This is a genomic window from Streptomyces pimonensis (assembly GCF_041380215.1).
GTDB lineage: Bacteria > Actinomycetota > Actinomycetes > Streptomycetales > Streptomycetaceae > Streptomyces > Streptomyces pimonensis.
Window position 1 is genome coordinate 18,426 of record NZ_JAHWZY010000008.1, and the last position, 22,942, is coordinate 41,367.

The following is a 22,942-nucleotide window of genomic DNA, read 5'->3' on the forward strand; positions in this document are numbered from 1 at the left end:
TGTGGCCGGTCTGCGTGCGGTCGAGGATCAAGCGTAGTTACCGATGAGAACCACGACGGAAGACTTCGACTGACATGATTCTGGTGACCGGAGCGAACGGGAACCTCGGCTCGGCCGTTCTCGCACGGCTGCGCGCCGACGGCGTCGCCGCCACGGGCGGCAGCCGCACGCCGGACGACGGAATGCGGCGGCTCGACTTCGACGACCACCCGAGCCTCGACCTGACCGGCGTGTCGGCCCTGGTGCTGGTCTCCGCCGGTTACGCCGAGGACGACCAGGTCGTGGCGCGGCACAGGGCGGTCCTGGACGCCGCTCTCCGCGACGGTGTCCGCCATGTCGTCTACACCAGCCTGACCGGTGCCGGCGACCATCTCGGTTTCGCACCGGCCCACCGTGCGACCGAACGGCTCGTACGCAGGAGCGGCTTGCCGTGGACGATCCTGCGCAACGGCCTCTACGCCGAACTGTTCGGCGCTCTCCTCACCTGGACGGACGACGCCCTGGAATCCGCGTTCGGCGACGGGGCCCTGGCCGCGGTCGCGCGAGCCGACCTGGCCGACGCGGCGGCGCTCGTCGCGGCCGATCCGGCGCGGCACTCCGGACACGTCCACGACCTCGTCGGCACGCCGGTCACGGCGGAGCAGGTGGCGACGCGGCTCGGGGTCCCGCACCGCTCCATCGGCCTGGGCGAATACCGGCGCAGGCTCCTCCACGAGACCCCGGGGCTGCTGCCGTTCCAGCCGCCCATGCTCGTCTCGATCGCCACCGGCGTCCGGCACGGCTTCCTGGACGGCACCACCCGCGACCTCGCGGACCTGCTGGGCCGCCCGATCCGCGATCCGCTGGCCGCGGCCGCCGCGGCCGCCGCACGGCCGAAGTGAGCGCCCGACGGCGGCCACCGCGCGCCCGGCGGAACGCCCCGGCGGCCCGGGTTCACCGGTCGGGCACGCCTGCCGAGGTCACGGGACGGCGCCGCACACCTGTCGCAGCGCCGTCAGGGCCGCGGCGGAGGGGGATCCGGGCTCTGCGGTGAGGGTGACCAAAAACTGGTGCGGTTCCTGCGCGACCTGGAACGCCTGCTGCGTGACGGTGAGGTCCCCGACGACCGGGTGGGCCAGGGTGTGGACGTCGCGGCCGCAGGGGTCGACGGGGTGTTCGTCCCACAGGGCGGCGAACTCGGTGCTGTGGTCGCCCAGTTCGCCGAGCAATGCGGCGAGGCAGGCGTCTTCCGGGTTGCGGGCCGTCAGGTTGCGCAGATGGCCGACCACGGCGCGGGCCTTGGCGGGCCAGTCACGGTAGAGAGCGCGGGTGGGGGCGTCCAGGAAGACCAGCCGGGACAGGTTGGGGCGGGCGCCGGGGTCGTCGGGCGATGCGGGGTCCAGGTGCCCGGCGAGCAGCGCGTGCCCGGCCCCGTTCCAGGCCAGCACGTCGTTGCGGCGGCCCACGACGAGGGCGGGTACGTGGTCCAGGGTGGTCAGCAGCATGCGCAGATCGCCGGAGGCATGCTCCGTGCAGGGCGTCTCCGGCCAGGTCCGGTGACCCGTCGTCGACAGGACGTGCAGGTGTTCCCGCTCGGCCCGGGTCAGTCGGAGGGCGGTCGCGATCGCGTCGAGGACTTCCGCCGAGGCGTTGACCGGCTGTCCCTGTTCGAGCCGCGTGTAGTAGCCGGCGCTGACCCCCGCGAGCAGCGCGACCTCCTCCCGGCGCAGCCCGGGCACCCTGCGCCGGTCCCCGTACCGGGGCAGGCCGAGGTCGTCCGGGCTCAACCGCGCCCGCCGCGCCCTCAGGAACTCGCCGAGTGGTGATCTGCGGTCCATGGGCCCAGTATGCGCGGCGGCGCCGTCCGCAGCCTGCACCTGTCAGGGGTAGGCAGGAGCGGGACTGGTCGCCCCGGCCGGGGGGCCGCAGAGTCGATCACACGGCCCCCTGCGGAAGCCGTTCCACGGCCCCGCTCCGAACGAGGGAGACACATGCCCACCACCCGGACAGCGCCCCAGGTCACGACGGTGAAACTGGGAGACGTCGAGATCACCCGCGTCATCGAGTTCTCCGACGTCTCACCGATGACGACGGACGTGTTCTTCCCCGGCAGCAAACCGGAGGAATGGCAGCGGCACGCCGCCCTGCTGGACCCGGACCACTGGGACGCCCGCACCGACCTGACGCGCGTCGCCACCCAGTCCTGGGTGCTGCGCAGCGAGGGCAGGGTCATCGTGATCGACACCGGCGCGGGCAACGGCAAGTACCGCCCGCTGCAGCCGATCTGGTCGTACCTGGACACCGACTACCTGGGCAACCTCGCCGCGGCCGGCGTCCAGCCGGAGGACGTCGGCCTCGTCGTCAACACCCATCTGCACGACGACCACGTCGGCTGGAACACCCGGCTCGACGGACGCGACTGGGTGCCCACCTTCCCCAACGCGACCTACCTCATGCCGCGGCCCGACGTCGAGTACTGGCGTCCGGAGAACCTGCACCGCACCAGGTTCGGCCGGGGGAACCAGAACGTCTACGAGGACAGCGTCGACCCGGTGATCGACGCCGGGCTCGTCAGGACCTGGGACGACTCCCACGTCATCGACGCCAACCTCCGGCTCGAACCGGCGCCCGGGCACACTCCGGGTTCCTCGGTCGTCCACCTCGAGTCCGGGGGCGACCGCGCGGTCTTCACCGGCGACCTGCTGCACGGCGCGATCCAGGTCCACGAGCCCCACCTCAACAGCTGCTTCGAGGAGGACGAGGACGCCGCCCGCGCCAGCCGGGCGCGGATGTTCGCCTACGCCGCCGACCGCAACGCCCTCGTGCTGCCCGCCCACCTGCCCGGCCACGGGGCCTTCGAGATCCGGCGCGAGGGCTCCGGGTTCGGGATCTCCGGCTGGGCGCCCTTCTCCCGCACCTGACCACCGGCTCGAAGGGATCCCGTGTCCGGCCCGGCTCCCGGAATCCGGGGCCGCTCGGCCGGTGCACGCCCTACGGGCGGTCGGAGCCGTACGCGGTGGAGTCGTCCACGGGACACCGGCCGGACACGGGAGCGGGTCACTGGCTCGCGGTCCTCTCCGGCCGGCGACGACTCACAGGTAGCGGACGCCCGTCAGCTCTTCGGCCACCGCCCAGAGCCGCCCGCCCACGGCCGGATCGGCCGCCTCCCGGCCGATCCGGGCCTCGGTGAACCGGCCGCGTGTCTCCCCGAACCCGGACGGCCCGAAGAACTGACCGCCCCGCACACCGGGATCGGTCGCGGCGCGCAGTTGCGGCAGCGCGCCCTGTTCCACCGGCTGCGTGACCAGCAGGCCGAGCCGCGCGATCACCTGTCCGAGCCGGCCGCGGTGTTCCCAGGCGCGCGGAGTCAGGTTGGTGCGGGTGAGACCAGGGTGGGCCAGTGTGCTGATGACCGGTGATCCGGCGGCGCGCAGGCGCCGGTCCAGCTCGACGCCGAAGACCGTGGTGGCGAGCTTGGACCGGCCGTAGGCGGAAGCGGCCCCGTAGTCACGCTCCGACATCAGGTCGTCGAAGTCGAGGTGCGCGTTCTTGTGGGTGATCGAGCTGAGACTCACCACCCGGGCCTCCCTCGCCGCCTCCAGCCCGTCGAGCAGCAGGCCGGTCAGCGCGAAGTGCCCCAGCATGTTGGTGCCGATGTGCAGTTCGAAGCCGTCGGCGGTGGTGCGGCGCGGACCGAGCAGCACCAGGCCGGCGTTGTTGACCAGCAGGTCGACCGCCGGACGGTCGGCGGCCAGCTTCGCGGCGAACGCGCGGACGGAGTCGAGCGAGGCCAGGTCCAGCTCGCGCACCTCCGTGTCACCGCCGATCCGGCGGGCGGCCTCCGCACCGGCGGCGGTGTCGCGGACCGCGAGCACGACGTGGGCGCCCCGGCGGGCCAGCTCCGTGGCCGTGATCAGGCCGAGGCCCGAGTTCGCGCCGGTCACGACGGCAATCCTGCCCTGCTGGCCGGGGATGCGGTCGGCGGTCCATCCGGCCATCTGCTGCTCCTGGGGTGTCGGTGGGTGGACCTACGACGCTAGGAGAGGTACGGGCCGGTTCGGTCGTCCCCGTTTCCCTAGGTCTGCGGGACCTACCTCGGGCGCTCACCGGGAGGGCACACTTGCGGCATGACCCATCCGTACGCCCGTGAACTCGGTGACTTCCTGCGCGCCCGGCGCGACCGGCTGCGCCCGCGGGACGTCGGCCTGGAGCCGGGCGGCCGACGCAAGGTCACCGGGCTGCGGCGCGAGGAGCTGGCCCTGCTGGCCGGGCTGAGCACCGACTACTACCAGCGGATGGAGCAGGGCCGGGAGGTACGCCCGTCCGACGACGTCCTGGACGCGCTGGCCGGCGCGCTCGGCCTCGACGAAGCGGAACGCAGACACCTGTTCGGCCTGGCCCGTGCCGCCCGCCGGCCGGTGCCCGCCCGGCCGGACCGCGGTCCGGAGAGGGTCCCGGACAGCACCCGGCGGCTGCTGCGGGTCATGGACACCCCGGCGGTCGTGCTCGGCCGCCACCTCGACCTGCTCGCCTGGAACCCGATGGCAAAGGCGCTGCTCGGCAGCCCGGACGGCTACCCGCCCGACCGGCTCAACATGCTCCTGCTGCTGTTCGACGACACGCTGACCGGCGAGCGGAGCTGCCCGGACTGGGAGCGCCAGGCCCTGGAGTACATCGGCATGATGCGCGCCGCCGTCGCCACCGACCCCGCCCACCCGCGCGCCACCGCGATCATCGGCGAACTGAGCATCCGCAGCGCCGAGTTCCGGCGGCTGTGGGCCCGGCACGACGTACGGGCCGCGGTCAGCGGCACCAAGACCTTCCGTGTCCCCGAGGTCGGCGACGTCGTCCTGGACTGGGACACCTATCCGCTGCCCGGCCGGCCCGGTCCGTTCATGCTGGTCTTCACCGCCGAGCCGGGCAGCGCCGACGCGGACCGGCTGCACCTCCTCGTGTCGTTGCGCGCGACCCGCTCGCACGGGAAGGCGACCCCACCGGCCGCCTCGCACTGAGCCCGATGCCGACGTTCATGTCACTCGGCGTGTCCGTTCGCCCCTGACCCGCACGGAGACGGCGCCGGTACGCGGGGTCTCCGTACGCCTGCTGTCCGGGCCTGTCCGGACCGTGCCGCGTGACGTTCCGCACCGACGTCGGGTTGAGCACGGACGGGACCCGAAGGTGTGGGGACATGAGCGTGGAACCTTACGACGCGGACGAGGAGTCGGCGGCCGTCCTGCGGACCGTGGGGCGGGTCATCAAGATGTGCCAGGAGCGGGAGGGGATGACCCAGGCCGGTCTCGCCACTGCCATCAGGTACAGCGAGGAGCAGGTGTCGTCCGTCGAGCGCGGGCGCAGGGCTCCGATGGAGGAGTTCCTCGACGCGGCGGACCGGGTGCTCGAAGCGGGCGGACTGATCTCGGGGCTGAAGAACGACGTGGCGAAGGCCCGGTTCCCGAAGAAGGTACGGGACTTGGCCAAGCTGGAGGAGGAGGCGGTCGAGCTGTGCGCCTACCCCAACCACGTCGTGCACGGCCTACTGCAGACACCGGAGTACACGCGGGCCATCTACGGCATGCGGCGGCCTCCGTACACCGAGGAGCAGGTGGACGAACTCGTCGAGGCGCGCTTGGCGCGTCAGAGGATCTTCGATCAACAGCCTGCTCCCGTCTTCGGTTTCGTCCAGGAAGAGGTGACGCTGCGCCGTCCGCTCGGGGGCAGAATGGTAATGCGGAAGCAGCTCGAACTCCTGTTGGAAGTTGGTCAGCGGCGGAACGTGGAAATCCGGGTGCTGCCCACCGACCGTGAGGACCACGCGGGGCTCGCGGGGGCACTTCAACTGCTGCGGCTGAAGGAGGGGGCAACCGTGGGTCACATCGAAGTGCAGCTGATCAGTCGGCTGCTCTCCGACCCCGAGGGAGATCCAGATCCTTGAGATCCGCTATGGCATCATCCGGGCCCAGGCCCTCACGCCCCGTGAGTCGCCGGCCTTCATCGAGAAACTGCTGGGAGAGACATGATGACCAACCGCCCGACCGGGAACGGTCCCGCGCTGGAGTGGTTCAAGAGCAGCTACAGCACGAACGACGGCCCAGAGTGCGTCGAGGTCGCCTTCACTCCCGCAACCATCCACGTACGCGACTCGAAGCACATACACGGCCCCCGCCTCACCTTCGCCCCCCACCAGTGGACCGCCTTCCTCCCCTACGCCTCCGGACGCCGATGACCCGGCCGCTCACCGCCGCGCAGCGCCGCCTCGTCGACGACGCCGATCCCGGCACCGGGCGGCTGAAGGGCACGCCGGCACAGCTCGCCGCGCTGGTGAAGCGCGGGCTCGCCTTCCGGCATCCGAGGCCGCCGCACGATCACTTCCTGACCCCGGCGGGACACCGGGCGCGCGAGGCGGAGGCGGAGACGGCGCCCGAACCGGTGGAGGCACCGGCCGCGACCGGGGTGTTCGCCGCGCGCACCGGCGGTGAGCACCCCGCGCCGGAGTCGGGCCCCGCCCGGCTCCGGGGAGTCCGCAGCGCCTGGCAGGGCATGCTGGAGCTGCGCCGGATGACCAATCCCGACGGCGCGACCGACCGGCCGTGCGGCTGGGAACGCTCGCACCTGGTGCAGGCCGCCGCGCTCGCCCTGGAGGCCGCCGGACACCGCCCGGCCGGTGCGGACGCCGGGGGCGGCGGTTACCGGGTGCGGGAGACCCCGCAGCCCGAGGCGGTCGCCGTGCACGAGCCGGACGGCGAGGCGCTGCGGGCCTGTGCGGCCACGCTGGAGGGGGCCGGCTGGCAGGTCGGGGAGTACACGGAGCCGAGGACGCGGGCCCGCTACCTGCTGGCCTCCCCGCGCCGAGTGTGAGGCGCGTGCCGGGATCGGCGGGGCGGACGGTTAACCGGTCAAACGTGAGAGGGCCGGACGCGATGAGCGAGCCGTTCCCCGTCCGGGTGACCGTGCGCGGGTACGGGACCGACGGGCAGGGCCACCTCGGCCAGGCCGTGTACCCCGACCACGCGGAGCGCGCGCCGGCCGCTGCTCCAGGAGGCCGGGATCACCCTGTCCCGGACTCGTCTCCCGGGGCGTGGGACCGGTCGCCCTGGAGGTGACCACCCGTTACAGGCGGGAGCTCCTGGCCGGCGACGAGGCCGACGTGCGTTGCGTCCTTACCCGGGGCGGCGGCAAGGTCTTCAGCATCGGGCAGACGATCACCAAGACGGACGGCACCGTGGCGGCCGGGACCACGGCGGTCGGCGGCCTGCTGGACCTCGAGCGGCGCAAGCCCGTGCCGAACCCCCGGGACGTCTTCCGGGGCCTCACAAAGGACCCGGGGCTGTTCGGACTGCAGCCGGGGTTTCACACGCTGAAAGTTCCCGCCTCCCAGATCCCGAGTTTCCTGGCCATCCGCTCCTACAGTGGACCAGACCGCCAGAGAGGAGCGAAGGCTCTTTACACGCTTGGGACCCACGTGCGTAACTAATGACGCGCGCACGTCAATTCGTATGGATCTGCCCAGGTGGCAGCGGCCGACGTCACCTCCTTCGCTCATCCCCACATGTGTCAGGAGGCAGCCCCATGTTCTCTCTCCCCCACCCCCGCAGACGGATCGCCACGGCGCTCGGCGTCCTCGGCACCGCACTCACTCTGACGGCCACCACCGCGGCCGGCGCGTCCGCCGCGCCGGGGCCCGACCGGGACCGTGCCCACGTGGAACCCGGCGAGGCGTACATGGGCGTCGGCACCCGCGTCCACGAGGGCGACCCGGCAGGGGTCCCGCCGCAGGGCACCCTGGCCCCCACCGACGGCGTCCAGGGCATCGACGTCTCGCACTGGCAGGGCGCCGTCGACTGGACCTCGGTGCGCGGCGCCGGCATCCAGTTCGCCTGGATGAAGGCGACCGAGGGCACCACCTACGAGGACCCGAGCTTCGACACCGGCTACCCCGCCGCCCACCGCGCCGGCGTGATCCGAGGCGCGTACCACTTCGCGCTCCCCAACGCCTCCGGCGGCGCCACCCAGGCGAACCACTTCGTCGACAACGGTGGCGGCTGGTCGCGCGACAACCTCACCCTGCCGGGCGTCCTGGACATCGAGCACAACCCGTACGGGGCGATGTGCTACGGCCTGTCCACCACGCAGATGCGCAGCTGGATCAACGACTTCTACACCGCCTACAAGTCGCGCACGAGCCGTGACGTCGTCATCTACACGACGGCGAGCTGGTGGAACACCTGCACCGGCAACTGGACCGGCATGTCCGCCAAGAGCCCGCTGTGGGTGGCGCACTGGACCTCCGCGTCGTCGCCGACCGTCCCGAGCGGTTTCCCCACCTGGACGGTGTGGCAGTACACCAGCACCGGTTCGGTCCCCGGCGTCTCCGGCAACGTGGACCGCAACCGGTTCAACGGCTCACGCGACCGGCTGCTGGCGCTCGCCAACAACACGTGACGGCGTAGGCCCCGGCGCACACGCGCTCGCACGGTGGGGCCGGCGACCGTCCGTGGCCGGCCCCACCACTCCCCCACCCCGCCCCCCTCCCCCCCACGAGGAGTGACGTGCATCCTCACAGCGCCCTCCGGCGCCGCCTCCTGCTCTCCGGTGCGGCCACTCTGGCCGCCGCCACCGCCCTGCCCGGCACCGCGCACGCGCGCGGCGCCGACCCCGTGGAGCCGGACATCGACTCCACCGCGGTCTGGAACGCCCGTTCCCCGCGGGGGACGATCGGCCTCCTGCGGTACCGGCCGAGCAGGATCGTCATCCACCACACGGTGAGCGCAAACAGCCCCGACTTCTCCCGCGCCCAGGCGCACGCCCACGCCCACTGGGTGCAGGACCTGCACCTGGACAGGAACAACTGGGTCGACACCGGCTACCACTTCCTGGTCAGCCGGGGCGGCTGGATCACCGAGGGCCGGCACGGCAGCCTCCGGGCGCTCATCGAGGGCCGGAGCTTCGTGCTCGGCTCCCACACCTCCGGGCAGAACGAGCAGGCCGTCGGCATCGCGTGCGAGGGCGCGTACCACGCGGGCGCGGTGCCGCCCGCCGCCCAGTGGGACGTCCTGGTGACGCTGTGCGCGTACATGTGCGCGCGGTACGGCATCCCCTCCGCCCGGCTCTACGGCCACAAGGACTACGGCGGGACGCTGTGCCCGGGCGTGTACCACGACATGCTGCCCCGGCTGCGGGAGGAGGTGGCGGCGGCCCGGGCGGCCTGACCGGCGGCGGATTCCGGATGCGGCGACACGCCCCGGCCTGCGATCCTTGCGCCCCATGGCACCACGACGCGTCAAACCCAGTCTGTACGTCTCCGTCGACATCGAGGCCGACGGACCCATTCCCGGGCCGTACTCCATGTTGAGCCTGGGCGCGTCCGTCGCCGGGGTCCAGGACGCCGACGGGTTCCGGGCGGCCGATCCCGAGGAGCGGACGTTCTACCGGGAACTGCGGCCCATCAGCGACGAGTTCATGCCCGAGGCACTGGCGGTGAGCGGCCTCGACCGGGACCGGCTCGGTACCGAGGGTGCCGAACCGGCGGCGACGATGCGGGAGTTCACCGACTGGGTGCGGGGGGCCGCGGTGGGCTCCCAGCCGGTGATGTGCGGTTACCCGGCGTCGTACGACTGGACGTTCCTGTACTGGTACCTGATCCGTTTCACCGGTTCCAGTCCCTTCGGGCACTCGGGCTGTCTGGACATGAAGACCCTGTACGCCGTCAAGGCGGGGCTGCCGCTGCGGGCCGTGGCGAAGGGCGCCATGCCCGGCGAGCTGTTGCCCCGGCGCCGGCACACCCACCACGCGCTGGACGACGCGATCGAACAGGCCGAGCTGTTCGCCCACCTCATGGCGTGGCCGGGGTCTTGACGATGCGCCGGTCCGCTGCCATGGCCCGTCCTTTTCGAGCACGCCGAAGTGCCGTGCGGTCAGGGTCGGGTGGGGTCCGCCGGTATCCGCGCCTCGCAGCCGCCGCGCAGGACGGTGGCCTCGATCAGGCCGTAGGGGCGGTCGCGGAGCCGCCGAGCGCCCGCCGGTCCGCGTCCCGGTCCGAGCGGGCGGCGAGGTGGACGGCGACGCCCCCCGGCGGGGCGTCCGGCGCTGGTGTCCAGAACGTGCGTGGACACGGCGGCGGTGGTGTCGGTACTCATGTGCGTCAGTCCTCTTCGACGGCGGCGAGGCGGGCCGGCCGGATGCGGTTGGTCTCCCCCGGTTCGTCGCGGACGATCCCGCGCTCCTGCTCCGGCGTGTCGCCGAGGCGTTCCCTGGGGGCGTCGCGCATCCGTTCGCCGGTCCGGCCGGCGGCGCAGACGAGGAACACACGGCCGAACCCCTCCTGGTAGGCCAGGTTCGGTGCGAGCATCTCGGCCTCCGGCCCTTCCGGGACGCCGGCCATGCCGCTCCGTTCGCGGGCGGAGGCCGCGTCCCCGGCTCGGGCCGGCCGATCGGCGGGTGCCCGGCCCTCGCCTCGTCCAGGTCGGCCGCGGCGTACAGGTCGTCGGCGGTGGGGGGCACGCCGGGCCCGGAGGGCGGCGGCCCTCTTGCAGGACCGCGAGGGAAGCGAACGGGGGATCGTCACCAACCGTGACCCCGCTTTCACTCGCCGGGGAGTAGTCTGGGGAGACCGAGGACGCCAAACACGCCGACGACGGACCGGCTCCGCTCCCGGCGTCCGCCGACGGTTCATCGTCCGGAGCCGTTCCGGCATCCCGCCCCCTCCCCCCAGTCCGCCCTGCTGGTTCGGACGAGCCCTCCGGGGGAACCGCCGCCCCTCTCATCGCTGCCGCACCGGACGGCTTCCCGTCCGGTGCGGGGGAGACGACACAGGACAGCACCCCGCACCCCGCCGCGGACAAAAAGAGGACCGGTCACGGGGACACCGGCCACGACCGAGTGATGTCCGCCCGGCGGGGAACCCGGCTCGTTCCGGGTGACCGGGTCGCGCCTGGCCGACACCTCGGACGCCGCCGTTCCGGGCAGTCTCCGCCACCGGCCGCAAAGGCCCACAGCACGGCTTCGAGCCACCTGCCCACCTCGCAGAGAGTCTCACCATCATGACAAGTGTCACAGCCCGCGCTCCGCGTCCCGAGGGTTCCGGCAGCGACTTCGCCCGGCTGTCGAGGAAGATCGCGGACGCCGGACTGCTGGGGCGCCGCCCCGGCTACTACACGCTCCGGATCACCGCGGTGGCCGGGCTCTACGTCACCGGATGGAGCGCCTTCGCACTCGTCGGCCGCTCATGGTGGACATTGGCGGTCGCCGCCTTCCTGGCCGTCGTCTTCGGTCAGGTGGCCCTGGTCGCTCATGACATGGCCCACCGCCAGGTGTTCCGCCGGCGCCGGGCCAGCGAGGTGTCCGGGCGGATCGCCGGAGCGAGCATCGGGATGGGGTACGGCTGGTGGCAGGACAAGCACACCCGTCACCACGCCAACCCCAACAACGAGGACCTCGACCCCGACGTCGCCCCCGACCTGCTGGTCTGGTCCCAGGACCAGGCCCGCGCCGCCACCGGGCTCCCCCGCCTGCTCGGCCGCTGGCAGGCGTTCCTGTTCTTTCCGCTCCTCACGCTGGAGGGCCTCAACCTGCACGTGTCGAGCGGAAGGGCGGTCGCCAACCGCTCGCTCAAACACCGGTTCCTCGACGGCGTCCTGTTGTCCGCGCACTGCGTGGCGTACCTGACCGCCCTGTTCTGGGTCCTGCCGCCCGGTATGGCGATCGCCTTCCTCGCCGTCCACCAGGGCCTGTTCGGTCTCTACCTCGGTTCCCTCTTCGCCCCCAACCACAAGGGCATGCCGATCCTGAAGGGCGACGACCGCCCGGACTTCCTCCGCCGCCAGGTGCTCACCTCACGCAACGTGCGCGGCGGCTGGTTCACCGACATCGCCCTCGGCGGGCTGAACCACCAGATCGAGCACCATCTCTTCCCCAGCATGCCCAGCCCCAACCTGCGCAAGGCCCGCGCCCTCGTCCGGCGCTACTGCGAGGAAGTGGGCGTGGACTACCTGGAGACCGGGCTGATCGCCTCCTACCGGCAGGTCCTCACCAGCCTCCACCAGGCAGGGGCGCCCCTGCGGCACGGCCGCGTCCCCGCCTAGGAAGTCCGGGGACGGCGCCGGCGCGGCAGGAGCGGGCCGGCACGGCGGCCCGCCTCCCCGCTCCGCGGGTCCCACGACGACGCCCATGATTTTCTTACGCCCTGTCCGGCTGGTTCGCCGTCACAGCGGCGGGAGTCCGGTCCCGAGCGGACGCGGCCGGAACACCGGCCTCCCGTCCCCCCTCGGACTCCGGACCGCTTCCACGATCCGGTCTCACCCGGCGGCCGGCCTCGGATGCGAGGCGTCCGCCACCAGCCGGCTCGCGGTCCCGGTCCGCCGCGGGTCGCTCGCGGCGGTCATCAGCCGGGCGGCCGGGTCAGGGTCCGTCTCCGGAGGGACGACCAGCAGGTTCCAGCGCCCCCGTGGTACGAGAACAGCAGCAGCCCGTGCGGGTCCTGCTCGGCCCGGAACCAGCCCACCTTCACCACGTGCCCGGCGACGGGCACCCTGCGCGGTACGACCGGCCACCGGGCGGGGTTCACCGTGATCCGGGTGATCCGTCCCCACAACGGATCGAGCACCGCCGCCAGTGCGGGCAGTTCGGCGTGGAGGTCACGCGAGCGCGGCCACCAGGCGCCGTCCAGCAGGGCCGGCGCGGAGCCTGCGGGGGCGAGGGAGAGGCGTGGAGGGGGCGGGGAAACCGGTCCTCGGATGTCTTCGGGCGGAAAACGGTCGCAGTCACGACGCGGACCCTGCCTCGAACCGGTCACGACCGACCCGGCGTATTGGATCGCCGAAAACGACACAGGCGTGGAAACCGGTGCTCGGGAAATCCTCGGTACTCCTCGGGCGGGCCGTACGGGGAGCGCCGTCCGCCATGGCCGAGGGCCGGGAGGCGGCACGACGAAGTAGAGTGATCGGCACCCTGGTCCAGCCGCATCCAGCCAGCCGCACAGTGAGGTCCACATGGAGCCCCAGGAAGCACCCCCGGCCGGGCACGCCGAAGTTCACATCGTCGCGGCGTCGCCCGAGGACGCCCGGCGGGTGGCGGAGGTTCTCCGGCGTTGCTTCGCCGCCACCGAGCAGCGCAGCTATCCGGCGAGCGGCGAGGGCGGCGGGACCCGTCTCGAACTCACCGTGGACACCACCCGCGCGGCGGAACCGGCACGCTCGTGGCTGGAGTCCAGCCGGTGGACCGGACACGCCGGCCAGGAGCAGAGGCGGAACTGATCCCCCTCCGATCCCGCCTCGGCGGCCGCCCGGCTGGTGGCCGCTGTGAACGCGACACCCGGAGACACCGCCGGCCGGGCCGCGGCGGCCGTCCCGGCGGGGGCGCGGAGACCGGGTTCCGCCCGTCCGGACGAGGCCTCCGGGCGGGATCGACGCTCGCCTGCGTTCGTCCGCGCTGACCGCACGGCACCGGCCCGCTCCCGCCCCGGTCCAGGCGCCGGGTTCTTGCGAGCCGCTCCTCGGAAACGAGGAGCCGGCACGCCGCTTCGACGCGGCTCCCCGGTCGACGGGTGCACGTGCGCGGGTGGGAACACTCGTCGGGGTCCCCGGCGCCCCGGCCGTCCCCGTCCACGGCACCCGTCCGCGTCGGCCTGCGACCGGAGGTGTCACCCCGGCCGCTTCGGGCACCCTGAGAGTGCCCTCTTCGGGCACACCACCGCGCGAGGGGAGACCGAAGGATGATCCGGAGTGCGGATATTCGTGAGTGGCGCGCCCACGACATCGTCGACGCGGGTGGCCACAAGATCGGCACGCTGGAGGCCGTCTACGTGGACACCAGCACCGACGAACCCGCCATGGCCACCGTTCAGGTGGGGCTGCCCACCCGCCGCCACCTGGTCTTCGTCCCGTTGGACGACGCGGTCGTGGGACCGGGCTACGTCAGGGTCGGCTACGACCGGTCGCTGGTGAAGAAGAGCCCGGCGATCGGCACCGACGACGTGCTGCCCGTCGAGGACGAGGCAGCGGTGTTCGCGCACTACGGCCTGCCCTATCGGCCCGGTGCGAACGGTGAACGGCAGCTCGCCCGCCGCTGAACGCCCCTGCCGAACCGGAGAGGTGCCTCACGTCATGACGCTCTTCCTGCTCCTGGTCATCGCGGCGATCGTGCTGGGCATCATCGGCGTCGTCGCCAAAGGACTGTTCTACCTGCTCGTCATCGGGATCGTGGTGTTCGTCGCGGCCCTGGTGCACCTGGGCCTGCACATCCGGCGCTCCGGCCGGCGCCGACGCGTGCGCTGAGACGCGCCGTGCTGCACCTGCGCCGGCCCGGTCACGGGGACGTCCGCCGCGCCGGCCGCTCCCGTCCGGGATCGGTCCGGCGGGCCGTGGAGTACTCGCCCAGGTGGACCCGTCGGCCCCTCCGGTGCCCCCTCGGGACGTGGAGTGCCTCTGGCTGACGGCGATGACGGAATCCGCGGCGTTCCTGTGCTTGTCCACCGCCGGACACTCCGAGGAGGCCCGGATCCGCGCCGACGCCCTGGACGTCCCGCTGTTCCTGCTCGACCCCACCGGCGTCCCGCGGCCGGTGAACGGCCCGGCGGACGCACCGGACGCCGACGGGGCCTGAAAACCCGGCGACGGGCCCGCCCCGAGCGGCCGATACTCGGCGGATGCACATCCGTCCCGCCGCATCCGGTGAACTGCCCGCCCTCCAGGACATCGAGCGGGCGGCCGGCGAGCCGTTCCGCGACCTCGGCATGCCGGACGTCGCCGACGACGAACCGCCCGCCCTGGACGTGCTGGAGCGCCACCGGCGGGCGGGCCGCTGCTGGGTCGCGGCCGAAACCCCCGGCGACCTGCCCGTCGCCTATCTGATCGCCGAACCGGTCGACGGCGCGCTCCATGTGGAGCAGGTCTCCGTCCACCCGCGCGCCGCCCGCTGCGGCGTGGGCCGCGCCCTGCTCGCCCACGCCGCCGAGCACGCCCGCGCGCAGGGCCTGACGGCGCTGACGCTGACCACGTTCGCCGACGTGCCGTGGAACGCCCCGTACTACGCGCGGCTCGGCTTCCGTCCCCTGGCCGGGCCCGAACTCACGCCCGGGCTGCGCCGGATCCGCGCCGAGGAGGCCGGGCACGGGCTCGACCGGTGGCCGCGCGTGTGCATGCGCGCGGACGTTCCGCGCACCGCCGGAACGTCCGGCACACTGCCCGGATGACGATCGGACCGGCGGGCGAGCAGGACTTCCCCGGGTTCCCCGGTCCGGCGGCCCGGGTCGAGCAGTGGTTCGGTCCGATGGTGGAGGAGCCAGGCTTCCACGGCGCCGTGCGCGAACGCATCGCCGGCTCCCCGGCGCCGGCCGCCCCGTCCTGGGGAGCCGGCCAGGGCCTCGCGGCCGGGCCACGCGGCGATCGCCGGGCCGGGGCCGACAGTGCCGCCGAGCAACGGGGCAGGCTGGTCCCGTGCGCGGGGGAGGGACCGGTCACCGGAGGTCCTCCTCGCGGTACTCGTCCGTGGAGCCGGCGGCCGTGGCCTCACGCAGTTCGATGCGGCGGATCTTGCCGGAGACGGTCTTGGGCAGCTCGCCGAACTCCAGGCGGCGGACGCGCTTGTACGGGGCGAGCGCCTCGCGGGAGTGCTCGAAGAGCACCTTCGCGGTGTCCGGGCCGGGCCGCCAGCCCTCCGCGAGCACGATGTACGCCTTGGGGACGGCCAGCCGCAGCTCGTCCGGAGCGGGCACGACGGCCGCCTCGGCGACCGCCTCGTGCTCCAGCAGGACGCTCTCCAGCTCGAAGGGGCTGATCTTGTAGTCGCTCGCCTTGAAGACGTCGTCCGCGCGTCCGACGTAGGTGATGTACCCGTCCTCGTCGCGGGAGCCGATGTCGCCCGTCCGGTAGTAGCCGCCGGCCATCGCCTCCGCCGTGCGGTCGGGGTCGCCGTGGTAGCCGGCCATCAGGCCCACCGGGCGGTCGGAGAGGTCGAGCGCGATCTCGCCCTCGGCCGCGCCGGGGGCGCCGGAGACCGGGTCGAGGAGTTCCACCCGGTAGCCGGGGCTGGGGCGGCCCATGGAGCCGGTCCTGAGGACCTGACCGGGGCTGTTGGAGACCTGGACGGCGGTCTCGGTCTGGCCGAATCCGTCCCGGACGGTGACGCCCCAGGCACGCCGGACCTGCTCGATGACCTCGGGGTTGAGGGGTTCGCCGGCGGCGACGACCTCGCGGGGCGGGGTGCGCAGTTGCGCCAGATCGGCCTGGATGAGCATGCGCCACACGGTCGGCGGGGCACAGAAGGTGGTGACGCCGGCCTTGTCCATCTCGGCCATCAGGCGGGACGCGTCGAAGCGGGTGTAGTTGTGCAGGAAGACGGTCGCCTCGGCGTTCCACGGGGCGAACAGGTTGGACCAGGCGTGCTTGGCCCAGCCGGGCGAGGAGATGTTGAGGTGCACGTCGCCGGGTTTCAGGCCGATCCAGTACATGGTCGCCAGATGGCCGATCGGGTACGAGGTGTGGGTGTGCTCGACCAGCTTGGGGCGGGCGGTGGTGCCGGAGGTGAAGTACAGCATCAGGGGGTCGTCGGAGAGGGTGGGCCCGTCGGGCGCGAAGTGCTCGGCGGCGCCGTGGGCGTCCGCGTACGGCTGCCAGCCCGCACCGGCCCCCTCCCCCACCGCGATCCGGGTGTAGTCGCCGGGCACCCCGTCGAACTTCGCGGTGTCCGCGGCGCGTGCGATCACGTGGCGGACGCGGCCCCTCCCGACGCGGTCGCGCAGGTCGGCGGAGCCGAGCAGCGGGGTGGCCGGGACGACCACGGCGCGCAGCTTCATCGCGGCCAGGGCGGTCTCCCACAGTTCGGCCTGGTTGCCGAGCATCACCAGCACCCGGTCCTCTGCGGCCACACCCCGCTGCCGGAGCCAGTTCGCGACCCGGTCGGAGCGGCGGGCGAGGTCGGCGAAGGACAGCCGGGTCGCGGCGCCGTCCTCCTCGACGAGGTGCAGCGCGGTGCGGTCGTTGCCGTCCGCGATCACGTCGAACCAGTCGAGGGCCCAGTTGAACCGCTCGGGCCGGGGCCAGGCGAAGTCCCGGTAGGCGGTGGCGTAGTCCTCGCGGTGTTCCAGCAGGAAGTCCCGGGCTCTGCGGAACTCCTCCGTCGCCGTCGTCATGTCTCCTCCTCGTGCCGGACCATTGCCGGGCGGCTCCCCGCCGTCGTGCAATCCGTGATGCGGGTCCCACTATCCCGAACGGGGGTGTGCGTCCGCACGGGAACCGCGGCGAGGGGGCGAGCAGGTGACGGCTGACCCGGTGGGGGCGGGCGACGCGGTGGAGAGCCGCGGGGCGCCGGCAGTACGGCCGCGGCACGCGACCGGACTGCCGGTCGCCTTCGGCGGGCTGGTGGAGCCCGGCCGACGGCAGGTGCGCGCAGTGAGCCGAGCGGCACCGCGACGCCCGCGCTGAGCGCGCTCGCGGTGGTCCCGGGAAGCGGTCCGGGCGGCAAGGCGGTGGCGCCGGCCCGGCCGTGCGCGGTGACGGGCTGCTCCGCCTCGCGGCGGATCAGCCACGGGTACGACGCTCCGGTGGCCGCCAAGCGCCTGCGCGCCGTCGTCGCCGTACCGGTGGTCGTACGGCGACGGGCGCGGGCCGTGGTCGCGGGCCGCCGGGCGGGGTGGTTGCCACGGGTTTGCGGTGTTCTCCCATGACGGGTATTACCAGCGGTACAGCCTTGGATTTCACCGCCGTCCGGCCCGCTGTAATTTGCCTCACTACACGGTCCGCCCGGAATTAAGGAACCTGTTGCCTAATATTGGCCAGGACACGCCACACGGAGGGAGCGGTGACCGTGCGACGGGACTTCAAGGAGTCTGCCAGGTACCGCCCCGACCTGGTCATAGGCCGTGAGGAGCTGTACTCCGAGGCCCGGGAACAGCTGGCCCGCGGGGGCAGCGTGCTGCTGCACGGCCCCACGGGAATAGGAAAGTCGACCGTGCTGCGGGCACTTGCGGCGGAAAACGCCGGTGCGACGGGGACGGTGCTGCGCTGCTCGGCCACGGAGTCCGAATCCCATCTTCCGTTCCTGGCACTGGCCGATCTGTTCGGCCTGGTCCTCGACAGGGTCTCCGCCCGGCTGCCCGCCGCCCAGCGCACCGCCCTGGAGTCGGCGCTCACCGGGCGCGGCGAGTCCACCCTCCAGCGGGACGGCCTCGCGCTGCGCCTCGCGGTGCTGTCGACGCTGCGGGCGCTGGCCGCCGAGGGTCCGGTCCTCGTCGTCGCCGACGACCTCCAGTGGCTGGACTCCGCCAGCGCCGAACTCCTCGGCTTCGCCGCCCGGCGGCTCGGCGACAGCCCCGTGCGGATGGTGTGCGCGGTGCGCACGGACGGCGAGGAGTACGACCGTCATCTGCTCGCCTGCCCGCCGGACACGCTCGCGGTGCGGCTGGGCCCGTTCTCCTGGACCCAGGTGTCCGCGCTGCTCGACCACCGCGGCTACACCGGTCTGTCCCGCTCCACGACCCGTGACATCCACCGCACCAGCGGCGGCAACCCGCTGTTCGCCCTCGAACTGGGCCGCGCCCTCGCCGAGAGCCCCACCCGGCCCAGACCGGGCGAGCCGCTGCCGGTGCCGACCTCGCTGCGGGCCCTGGTGCTGAGCCGCCTGGAGATGCTGTCGGACGAGGCGCGCCGCACCCTGCTGGTGGCCAGCGCGGGAGCCCGTCCCACCCTGGCGCTGCTGCACGCGGCCGGCCGGGGGAACGCCGAGACGGAGACGGCGCAGGCCGTCGCGCTGGGGCTGCTGGCGACGGACCCGGAGGAGCCGGCGCTGCGGTTCGCGCATCCGCTGATCTCGGCCGCCCTGTACGCGGAGGCCCCTGCGGGGGAGCGACGGGCGGTGCACACGGCGCTGTCCACGGCGGCCTCCGACCCCATCGAGCGGGCCCGGCACCTGGCGCTGGCCGCCACCGGCCCCGATCCTGAGGTGGCGGCCCGGCTCGCCGAGGCCGCCACGCTGGCCCGGGACCGCGGGGCGCCCTCGGTCGCCGCCTCGCTCGGGCTGCTCGCCGCCCGGCACACCCCGGCCGACGGCGGGCCGGGCCCCGACGAGCGTCGGCTCCGGGCAGCCGAGGACGCGATCACCGCCGGTGAGGCCGACCTGGCCCGGGACATAGCGCGCGAGGTGCTGACCCGGGCGACGGCGCCGGCGGAGCGGGTGCGGGCGTGGATGGTGGTCATCGAGGCGGCCGGACAGGCGCTCGGCGAGGTCGACGCCGTGTTCCCGCAGGTGCTGGCCGACGCCGGTGACGACCCCCGGCTGCTGGCGCTGGTCCACTACCAGCTGGCCTGGCGGGAGGTGGTGGTGGGCGGCGACTTCGCCAAGTCCCGCCAGGAGGCCGCGCACGCCGCGGAGCTGGCCGCGCGGGGCGGCGACCGGCGCACCGAGCTGATGGCGCTCGCCTTCCAGTCGTCCACCGAGACCCTGATGGGCCACCCCGACGCCCCGGCCACCATCCGGCGGGCGCTCCAGGAGCCCCAGGACCCCGACGTGGCCTGCCACCACAACGGCGCCGCCATGGCGAGGTTCCGCTGGCTGCTCATGAGCGACCGGCTGCCCGAGGCCCGTACGGCCGTCACCGCGCTGCTGCGGGAGGCGCGGCGGCGCGGCATGGTGGAGAGCGAGGTGCACTTCTCGCGGCTGCTCGCCGACACCGAACTGCGCTTCGGGCACTGCGGCCGGGCCCTGGACCTGGCCCGCGAGAGCCTGCGGCTGGCCCGGGACTCGGGGATCGGCGAGAGCGCCTCGGCCATGCTCGCCTCGCTCGCGGAGGCGTCGGGCGGGGACGTGGACCGGGCGCTGACGCTGGCCCGCGAGGCGGCGGACCACGCCGAGGTGGACGGCGACCAGCTCTACCTCTCCCTCGCCCTGGCCGCCCTCGGTTACGCCCAGTCGGCGGCGGGGGACGCGCAGGCCGCGGTCCGTTCGCTGCGCCGGGTGCGGGAGCTGGAGCACGGCATGGGCATCAGCGACCCGGCGCGGGGCCGCTGGCAGGGCGACCTCGCCGAGGCGCTGGTGCGGGTCGGCGAGGTCGGCGAGGCGCAGGAGCTCATCGACGTCACACGGGTGCACGCGCTGCGTCTGAACCGTGCGAGCGTTCTCGCGGTGCTCGACCGCGCCGAGGCGCTGGTGCGCGCGGCACGCGGTGAACACCAGGCGGCACACGCGCAGTTGGCGTCGGCGCAGGAGCGGCTCGCCAAGCTGGGGTACGGCCTGGAGGAGGCGCGGGCCGCCTTCGTGCTGGCCCGGCTGCGCGGACGGGCGCCGGGGGCGTACGACGAGGCCGCCCGGCTCTTCCGGCGCTGCCGCGCGCTGCCGTGGCTGCGTCAGGTGGAGCGGGCCGTGGCCGCCGGTCCCACGCAACCGGAGACCGTGCCCGCCGCCGCACCGAGCGCCCTGGACGAACTGGCCGCAATGGAACGGCAGGTCGCCGCGCTGGTGATGGAGGGCGCCACCAACCGGGAGATCGCCGGCCGGCTGTTCATCAGTGTGAAGACCGTCGAGGCGACCCTCACCCGGGTCTACCGCAAGCTGGGCATCCGCTCCCGGGTCGACATCGTCCGCCTCGCGGCGGGCCGCCGCACCCCGTAGCCCGCGGGACGCCACCGGGGCGACCGAGGGTTTTCCCTGCCCCAACTCCCCTAGGGAGTTCCCTCATTGGGGCGATCGCGCTCCGGGCCGTAGCGTAACGGCGTGCCGCTCGCCGGGCACACGGGGGCCGGCCCCGAGCCCTCGTGCTCGACCCCCACCCGCGCGATCCCCCACCGGCAACCCGTGAGGAGACCCATGTCCGGGCTCACCCGTGCCAAGAAGGCCGCCGCCGCCGCAGCGACCGCCGCCGCCGCCGCGACGGCGCTGATCGCCGCTCCCTCCTCCGCCGTCGCCGCCCCGCAGCCGATCGTCGGCGGTACGACGACCACGACGTCCGCGTACCCGTTCATGATGCAGATCACCGACGCCTCGCAGGACCAGTTCTGCGGCGGCACCCTCGTCTCCCCCACCAAGGTGGTCACGGCCGCGCACTGCATGGTCGGCGAGAGCACGAGCAGCGTGCGCGTGGTCGGCGGGCGCACCTACCTCAACGGCACCAACGGCACGGTCGCCAGGGTCAGCAGGATATGGATCCACCCTGCCTACAGATCCGTCACCCGGGGCGACGACGTGGCCGTGCTGACCCTGTCGACGTCGATGCCGTACACCACGGCGCCCTACGTCTCCTCCTCCGACACCTCGGTGTACGCGGCCGGCACGACCGCCCGCATCATCGGCTGGGGCACCACCTCCTCGGGCGGCAGCTCCTCCGACCAGCTGCGCACCGCGACCGTGCCGACCGTCTCCGACACCGGCTGCCGCGGCTCCTACGGCAGCCGGTACGTACAGAGCGACATGGTGTGCGCCGGTTACTCCTCCGGCGGTGTGGACACCTGCCAGGGCGACAGCGGCGGACCGCTGCTGATCGGCGGCCGGCTGGCGGGGATCACCTCCTGGGGCAACGGCTGCGCGGCGGCCGGCTACCCGGGCGTCTACACCCGGCTGACCACGTTCTCCGCGGACGTGACGGCACAGGTCAACGGGTGACGCGCACCCCCGTGGATTCCTGAGTACCCCTCAGGCGGCGAACCAGGGGGCGTCGCGGGCTTCCACGAGCAGCCCGCAACGCCCCCTCTCCATGACCGCGTCCACTCCCGCACGGTCCCGAGGCGGATGTCGTACGCCGCCCCCCGGGGGGCGCCGCGTGGAGCGTCCGCTCCCCCTCGGCGACGACCCGCGCCCGCTGTCGCCCGTCGAGCCGGGCGGACGGCCCGACGGACCAGGGCGTGTTCGCCCAGCCGCCACGGACCCGCCGGGAAGCCGTCGACGAGGAGGGCGCGGCGGGCGGTGTCGCCCCGCCGGTGGCGGCCCCGGGCCCGGGCGGTACGACGCGGGTGCGGCCGGCGCGGGAGGGGAACAGGCCGTCGGACCCGGGCAGGAACCGCGGCGGGGCCGGGGCCTCCGGGCGGAGCGGGTGCCTCCGAGAGGTCGGACTTCGTCGTCGTCATGCCCGCGCACCGCCGGAGCGGGCACCCGGTGCGCGCTGTGGACGGCCGGGAACGGCCGGGGCCGCGCAGGGTCCTGCTGACCGGATGGTTCGGCTTCCGTGCCGGCCCGCCTCGACCCGGTCGTCACCGACCGGCCGCACGGGCTGGTACTGGTGCTGCGGGTCGGCACGCCGGTGCTGGCGATCGACCCGGTGGCCGTCGGCGCCAAGGTGACCGCGCAGGCCCACGCCTGCGGCTGGTCCGCGCTGCTGACCGCCGAGCGGCTGGACGCACGCGGCTGGAACGGTGGTGGGACTGGTGTCCGACCTCGGGCCGGGGGCCGGCCGGCAGGTGCGCGACGCATTCCGTGAGGGGCGGGCGCCGGGCGGGGCGGACCGGCTGGTGGAGGTGCCGGCCCCGCGCGCCGGCGCCGGTTAGACGGGGCGGGCGGCGGGCACCCGGACGACCGTGTCCCAGCGGTCGTCGGAGGAGAGACGGTGTCCATCGGTCGGCTTCCCGAACACGAGCAGCACATCCTCGACGAGATAGAACGGACGCTCCGGCGCGACCGCCGCCTGGACCGGCGGCTGCGCACCCTCCGGCTCCGCCGGGGGCCCGACCTGACGCGCCCGCTGGTGCGGATCGCCTCCTGCCGGCCGCACGGCCGGACCGTGGCGGTCCTGCTCGCGGTGTCCGTCGCACTGATGGTGACCGGCATCGTCACCTCGGCCCCGGGGGCGATCTGGGCCTTCGCGGCGGTGTGGCCGCCCACGCTCTTCGCGGCGTTCCGGCTGCTGTGCCGGTGGTCCGGCGGCTGAGCGTTGCCCCGCGGGCTACAGGACCCGGCGCGACAGGAGGTGAGCGCCGTGCCCGGCCCCGGAAGCAAGGAGTACGACGCCCGCCGGGCCCGGCTCCACGACAAGGCTCAGGGGGCTCCTACC

Annotated in this window: 22 protein-coding genes and 5 pseudogenes; 21 read left to right on the forward strand and 6 right to left on the reverse strand. The window is 73.7% G+C overall.

Features of this window, described 5'->3' with window-relative positions; genetic code table 11:
* Positions 1–74: 74 nt before the first annotated feature.
* A complete protein-coding gene (locus KYY02_RS10300; RefSeq protein ID WP_371237459.1) occupies positions 75–881 on the forward strand; it encodes an NAD(P)H-binding protein in 807 nt (268 codons plus the stop codon).
* 78 nt (positions 882–959) lie between these two features.
* Here the strand turns inward: KYY02_RS10300 and KYY02_RS10305 are convergent, their stop codons facing one another.
* The gene (locus KYY02_RS10305; RefSeq protein ID WP_371237460.1) at positions 960–1,817 is read right to left on the reverse strand and encodes a helix-turn-helix transcriptional regulator; all 858 of its coding nucleotides are present in this window, start codon (positions 1,815–1,817) and stop codon (positions 960–962) included.
* 153 nt (positions 1,818–1,970) lie between these two features.
* Between KYY02_RS10305 and KYY02_RS10310 the strand changes: the two genes are divergently transcribed.
* A complete protein-coding gene (locus KYY02_RS10310; protein WP_371237461.1) occupies positions 1,971–2,900 on the forward strand; it encodes an MBL fold metallo-hydrolase in 930 nt (309 codons plus the stop codon).
* Between the two features lie 171 nt (positions 2,901–3,071).
* Here the strand turns inward: KYY02_RS10310 and KYY02_RS10315 are convergent, their stop codons facing one another.
* Positions 3,072–3,977 (reverse strand): oxidoreductase, encoded by a 906-nt coding sequence (locus KYY02_RS10315; RefSeq protein WP_371237462.1) that lies wholly within the window; start codon positions 3,975–3,977, stop codon positions 3,072–3,074.
* 129 nt (positions 3,978–4,106) lie between these two features.
* Here KYY02_RS10315 and KYY02_RS10320 point away from each other — a divergent pair, with 129 nt between their 5' ends.
* From KYY02_RS10320 to KYY02_RS10355, 8 genes and pseudogenes are all read left to right on the forward strand, one after another.
* Positions 4,107–4,991 carry a helix-turn-helix transcriptional regulator gene (locus KYY02_RS10320; protein ID WP_371237463.1) on the forward strand — a complete coding sequence of 295 codons (885 nt, stop codon included), beginning with the start codon at positions 4,107–4,109 and terminating at the stop codon, positions 4,989–4,991.
* 176 nt (positions 4,992–5,167) lie between these two features.
* Positions 5,168–5,996 (forward strand): annotated as a pseudogene (locus KYY02_RS10325) (helix-turn-helix domain-containing protein).
* Positions 5,996–6,202 carry a DUF397 domain-containing protein gene (locus KYY02_RS10330; RefSeq protein WP_371237714.1) on the forward strand — a complete coding sequence of 69 codons (207 nt, stop codon included), beginning with the start codon at positions 5,996–5,998 and terminating at the stop codon, positions 6,200–6,202. The pseudogene KYY02_RS10325 and the gene KYY02_RS10330 overlap by 1 nt, the downstream one beginning before the upstream one ends.
* On the forward strand, positions 6,199–6,834 hold the full coding sequence (locus KYY02_RS10335; protein WP_371237466.1) for a hypothetical protein: 636 nt from the start codon (positions 6,199–6,201) through the stop codon (positions 6,832–6,834). The genes KYY02_RS10330 and KYY02_RS10335 overlap by 4 nt, the downstream gene beginning before the upstream one ends.
* 62 nt (positions 6,835–6,896) lie before the next feature.
* Positions 6,897–7,315 (forward strand): annotated as a pseudogene (locus tag KYY02_RS10340) (acyl-CoA thioesterase); the annotation flags it as partial.
* A gap of 230 nt (positions 7,316–7,545) precedes the next feature.
* Positions 7,546–8,418 (forward strand): lysozyme, encoded by an 873-nt coding sequence (locus KYY02_RS10345; RefSeq protein ID WP_371237467.1) that lies wholly within the window; start codon positions 7,546–7,548, stop codon positions 8,416–8,418.
* A 107-nt stretch (positions 8,419–8,525) separates the two neighbouring features.
* Positions 8,526–9,185 (forward strand): peptidoglycan recognition protein family protein, encoded by a 660-nt coding sequence (locus tag KYY02_RS10350; RefSeq protein ID WP_371237469.1) that lies wholly within the window; start codon positions 8,526–8,528, stop codon positions 9,183–9,185.
* A 55-nt stretch (positions 9,186–9,240) separates the two neighbouring features.
* Complete coding sequence (locus KYY02_RS10355) at positions 9,241–9,831, forward strand: 3'-5' exonuclease (protein ID WP_371237470.1); 591 nt, start codon at positions 9,241–9,243, stop codon at positions 9,829–9,831.
* Positions 9,832–9,970: 139 nt separating this feature from the next.
* On the opposite strand, the pseudogene KYY02_RS10360 reads toward KYY02_RS10355, so the two are convergent.
* Together KYY02_RS10360 and KYY02_RS10365 are read right to left on the reverse strand one after the other, a co-directional pair.
* Positions 9,971–10,112: pseudogene (locus KYY02_RS10360) on the reverse strand (hydroxyisourate hydrolase); the annotation flags it as partial.
* A 5-nt stretch (positions 10,113–10,117) separates the two neighbouring features.
* A pseudogene (locus tag KYY02_RS10365) lies at positions 10,118–10,467 on the reverse strand (2-oxo-4-hydroxy-4-carboxy-5-ureidoimidazoline decarboxylase); the annotation flags it as partial.
* Between the two features lie 548 nt (positions 10,468–11,015).
* Between KYY02_RS10365 and KYY02_RS10370 the strand changes: the two are divergent.
* On the forward strand, positions 11,016–12,056 hold the full coding sequence (locus KYY02_RS10370) for a fatty acid desaturase family protein (RefSeq protein WP_371237472.1): 1,041 nt from the start codon (positions 11,016–11,018) through the stop codon (positions 12,054–12,056).
* Between the two features lie 299 nt (positions 12,057–12,355).
* On the opposite strand, the gene KYY02_RS10375 is transcribed toward KYY02_RS10370, so the two are convergent.
* Positions 12,356–12,766: a DUF5994 family protein gene (locus KYY02_RS10375; protein ID WP_371237473.1), complete on the reverse strand. Its 411-nt coding sequence runs from the start codon at positions 12,764–12,766 to the stop codon at positions 12,356–12,358.
* Between the two features lie 196 nt (positions 12,767–12,962).
* On the opposite strand from KYY02_RS10375, the gene KYY02_RS10380 reads away from it, so the two are divergent.
* From KYY02_RS10380 to KYY02_RS10400, 5 genes are all read left to right on the forward strand, one after another.
* Positions 12,963–13,226 carry a PH domain-containing protein gene (locus tag KYY02_RS10380; protein WP_371237474.1) on the forward strand — a complete coding sequence of 88 codons (264 nt, stop codon included), beginning with the start codon at positions 12,963–12,965 and terminating at the stop codon, positions 13,224–13,226.
* 458 nt (positions 13,227–13,684) lie between these two features.
* Positions 13,685–14,041 (forward strand): PRC-barrel domain-containing protein, encoded by a 357-nt coding sequence (locus tag KYY02_RS10385; RefSeq protein WP_371237475.1) that lies wholly within the window; start codon positions 13,685–13,687, stop codon positions 14,039–14,041.
* 34 nt (positions 14,042–14,075) lie between these two features.
* Entirely contained in the window at positions 14,076–14,246 is a 171-nt protein-coding gene (locus KYY02_RS10390) for a hypothetical protein (protein ID WP_371237476.1), read from the forward strand.
* Positions 14,247–14,409: 163 nt separating this feature from the next.
* Positions 14,410–14,574 (forward strand): hypothetical protein, encoded by a 165-nt coding sequence (locus tag KYY02_RS10395; RefSeq protein ID WP_371237477.1) that lies wholly within the window; start codon positions 14,410–14,412, stop codon positions 14,572–14,574.
* 43 nt (positions 14,575–14,617) lie between these two features.
* A complete protein-coding gene (locus KYY02_RS10400) occupies positions 14,618–15,163 on the forward strand; it encodes a GNAT family N-acetyltransferase (protein WP_371237479.1) in 546 nt (181 codons plus the stop codon).
* A 264-nt stretch (positions 15,164–15,427) separates the two neighbouring features.
* On the opposite strand, the gene KYY02_RS10405 is transcribed toward KYY02_RS10400, so the two are convergent.
* Entirely contained in the window at positions 15,428–17,101 is a 1,674-nt protein-coding gene (locus tag KYY02_RS10405; RefSeq protein WP_371237480.1) for an AMP-binding protein, read from the reverse strand.
* 124 nt (positions 17,102–17,225) lie between these two features.
* Between KYY02_RS10405 and KYY02_RS10410 the strand changes: the two are divergent.
* The 5 genes and pseudogenes from KYY02_RS10410 to KYY02_RS10430 all read left to right on the forward strand — a co-directional run.
* Positions 17,226–17,590 (forward strand): annotated as a pseudogene (locus KYY02_RS10410) (helix-turn-helix transcriptional regulator); the annotation flags it as partial.
* A 179-nt stretch (positions 17,591–17,769) separates the two neighbouring features.
* Positions 17,770–20,574 carry an AAA family ATPase gene (locus tag KYY02_RS10415; RefSeq protein WP_371237482.1) on the forward strand — a complete coding sequence of 935 codons (2,805 nt, stop codon included), beginning with the start codon at positions 17,770–17,772 and terminating at the stop codon, positions 20,572–20,574.
* Between the two features lie 195 nt (positions 20,575–20,769).
* Positions 20,770–21,561, forward strand: a complete 792-nt coding sequence (locus KYY02_RS10420; protein WP_371237483.1) for a S1 family peptidase — start codon at positions 20,770–20,772, stop codon at positions 21,559–21,561.
* 559 nt (positions 21,562–22,120) lie between these two features.
* Positions 22,121–22,372 (forward strand): hypothetical protein, encoded by a 252-nt coding sequence (locus KYY02_RS10425; RefSeq protein WP_371237484.1) that lies wholly within the window; start codon positions 22,121–22,123, stop codon positions 22,370–22,372.
* A gap of 126 nt (positions 22,373–22,498) precedes the next feature.
* The gene (locus tag KYY02_RS10430; protein WP_371237485.1) at positions 22,499–22,819 is read left to right on the forward strand and encodes a hypothetical protein; all 321 of its coding nucleotides are present in this window, start codon (positions 22,499–22,501) and stop codon (positions 22,817–22,819) included.
* Positions 22,820–22,942 lie beyond the last annotated feature (123 nt).

Excerpts from the sequence above, each read along its gene's own strand:
- KYY02_RS10345 (WP_371237467.1), top strand. The coding sequence starts at position 7,546 with ATGTTCTCTCTCCCCCACCCCCGCAGACGGATCGCCACGGCGCTCGGC.
- KYY02_RS10370 (WP_371237472.1), top strand. The coding sequence starts at position 11,016 with ATGACAAGTGTCACAGCCCGCGCTCCGCGTCCCGAGGGTTCCGGCAGC.
- KYY02_RS10355 (WP_371237470.1), top strand. The coding sequence starts at position 9,241 with ATGGCACCACGACGCGTCAAACCCAGTCTGTACGTCTCCGTCGACATC.
- KYY02_RS10320 (WP_371237463.1), top strand. The coding sequence starts at position 4,107 with ATGACCCATCCGTACGCCCGTGAACTCGGTGACTTCCTGCGCGCCCGG.
- KYY02_RS10420 (WP_371237483.1), top strand. The coding sequence starts at position 20,770 with ATGTCCGGGCTCACCCGTGCCAAGAAGGCCGCCGCCGCCGCAGCGACC.
- KYY02_RS10390 (WP_371237476.1), top strand. The coding sequence starts at position 14,076 with ATGACGCTCTTCCTGCTCCTGGTCATCGCGGCGATCGTGCTGGGCATC.
- KYY02_RS10385 (WP_371237475.1), top strand. The coding sequence starts at position 13,685 with ATGATCCGGAGTGCGGATATTCGTGAGTGGCGCGCCCACGACATCGTC.
- KYY02_RS10310 (WP_371237461.1), top strand. The coding sequence starts at position 1,971 with ATGCCCACCACCCGGACAGCGCCCCAGGTCACGACGGTGAAACTGGGA.
- KYY02_RS10330 (WP_371237714.1), top strand. The coding sequence starts at position 5,996 with ATGACCAACCGCCCGACCGGGAACGGTCCCGCGCTGGAGTGGTTCAAG.
- KYY02_RS10335 (WP_371237466.1), top strand. The coding sequence starts at position 6,199 with ATGACCCGGCCGCTCACCGCCGCGCAGCGCCGCCTCGTCGACGACGCC.
- KYY02_RS10380 (WP_371237474.1), top strand. The coding sequence starts at position 12,963 with ATGGAGCCCCAGGAAGCACCCCCGGCCGGGCACGCCGAAGTTCACATC.
- KYY02_RS10305 (WP_371237460.1), bottom strand. The coding sequence starts at position 1,817 with ATGGACCGCAGATCACCACTCGGCGAGTTCCTGAGGGCGCGGCGGGCG.
- KYY02_RS10395 (WP_371237477.1), top strand. The coding sequence starts at position 14,410 with ATGACGGAATCCGCGGCGTTCCTGTGCTTGTCCACCGCCGGACACTCC.
- KYY02_RS10315 (WP_371237462.1), bottom strand. The coding sequence starts at position 3,977 with ATGGCCGGATGGACCGCCGACCGCATCCCCGGCCAGCAGGGCAGGATT.
- KYY02_RS10400 (WP_371237479.1), top strand. The coding sequence starts at position 14,618 with ATGCACATCCGTCCCGCCGCATCCGGTGAACTGCCCGCCCTCCAGGAC.
- KYY02_RS10405 (WP_371237480.1), bottom strand. The coding sequence starts at position 17,101 with ATGACGACGGCGACGGAGGAGTTCCGCAGAGCCCGGGACTTCCTGCTG.
- KYY02_RS10300 (WP_371237459.1), top strand. The coding sequence starts at position 75 with ATGATTCTGGTGACCGGAGCGAACGGGAACCTCGGCTCGGCCGTTCTC.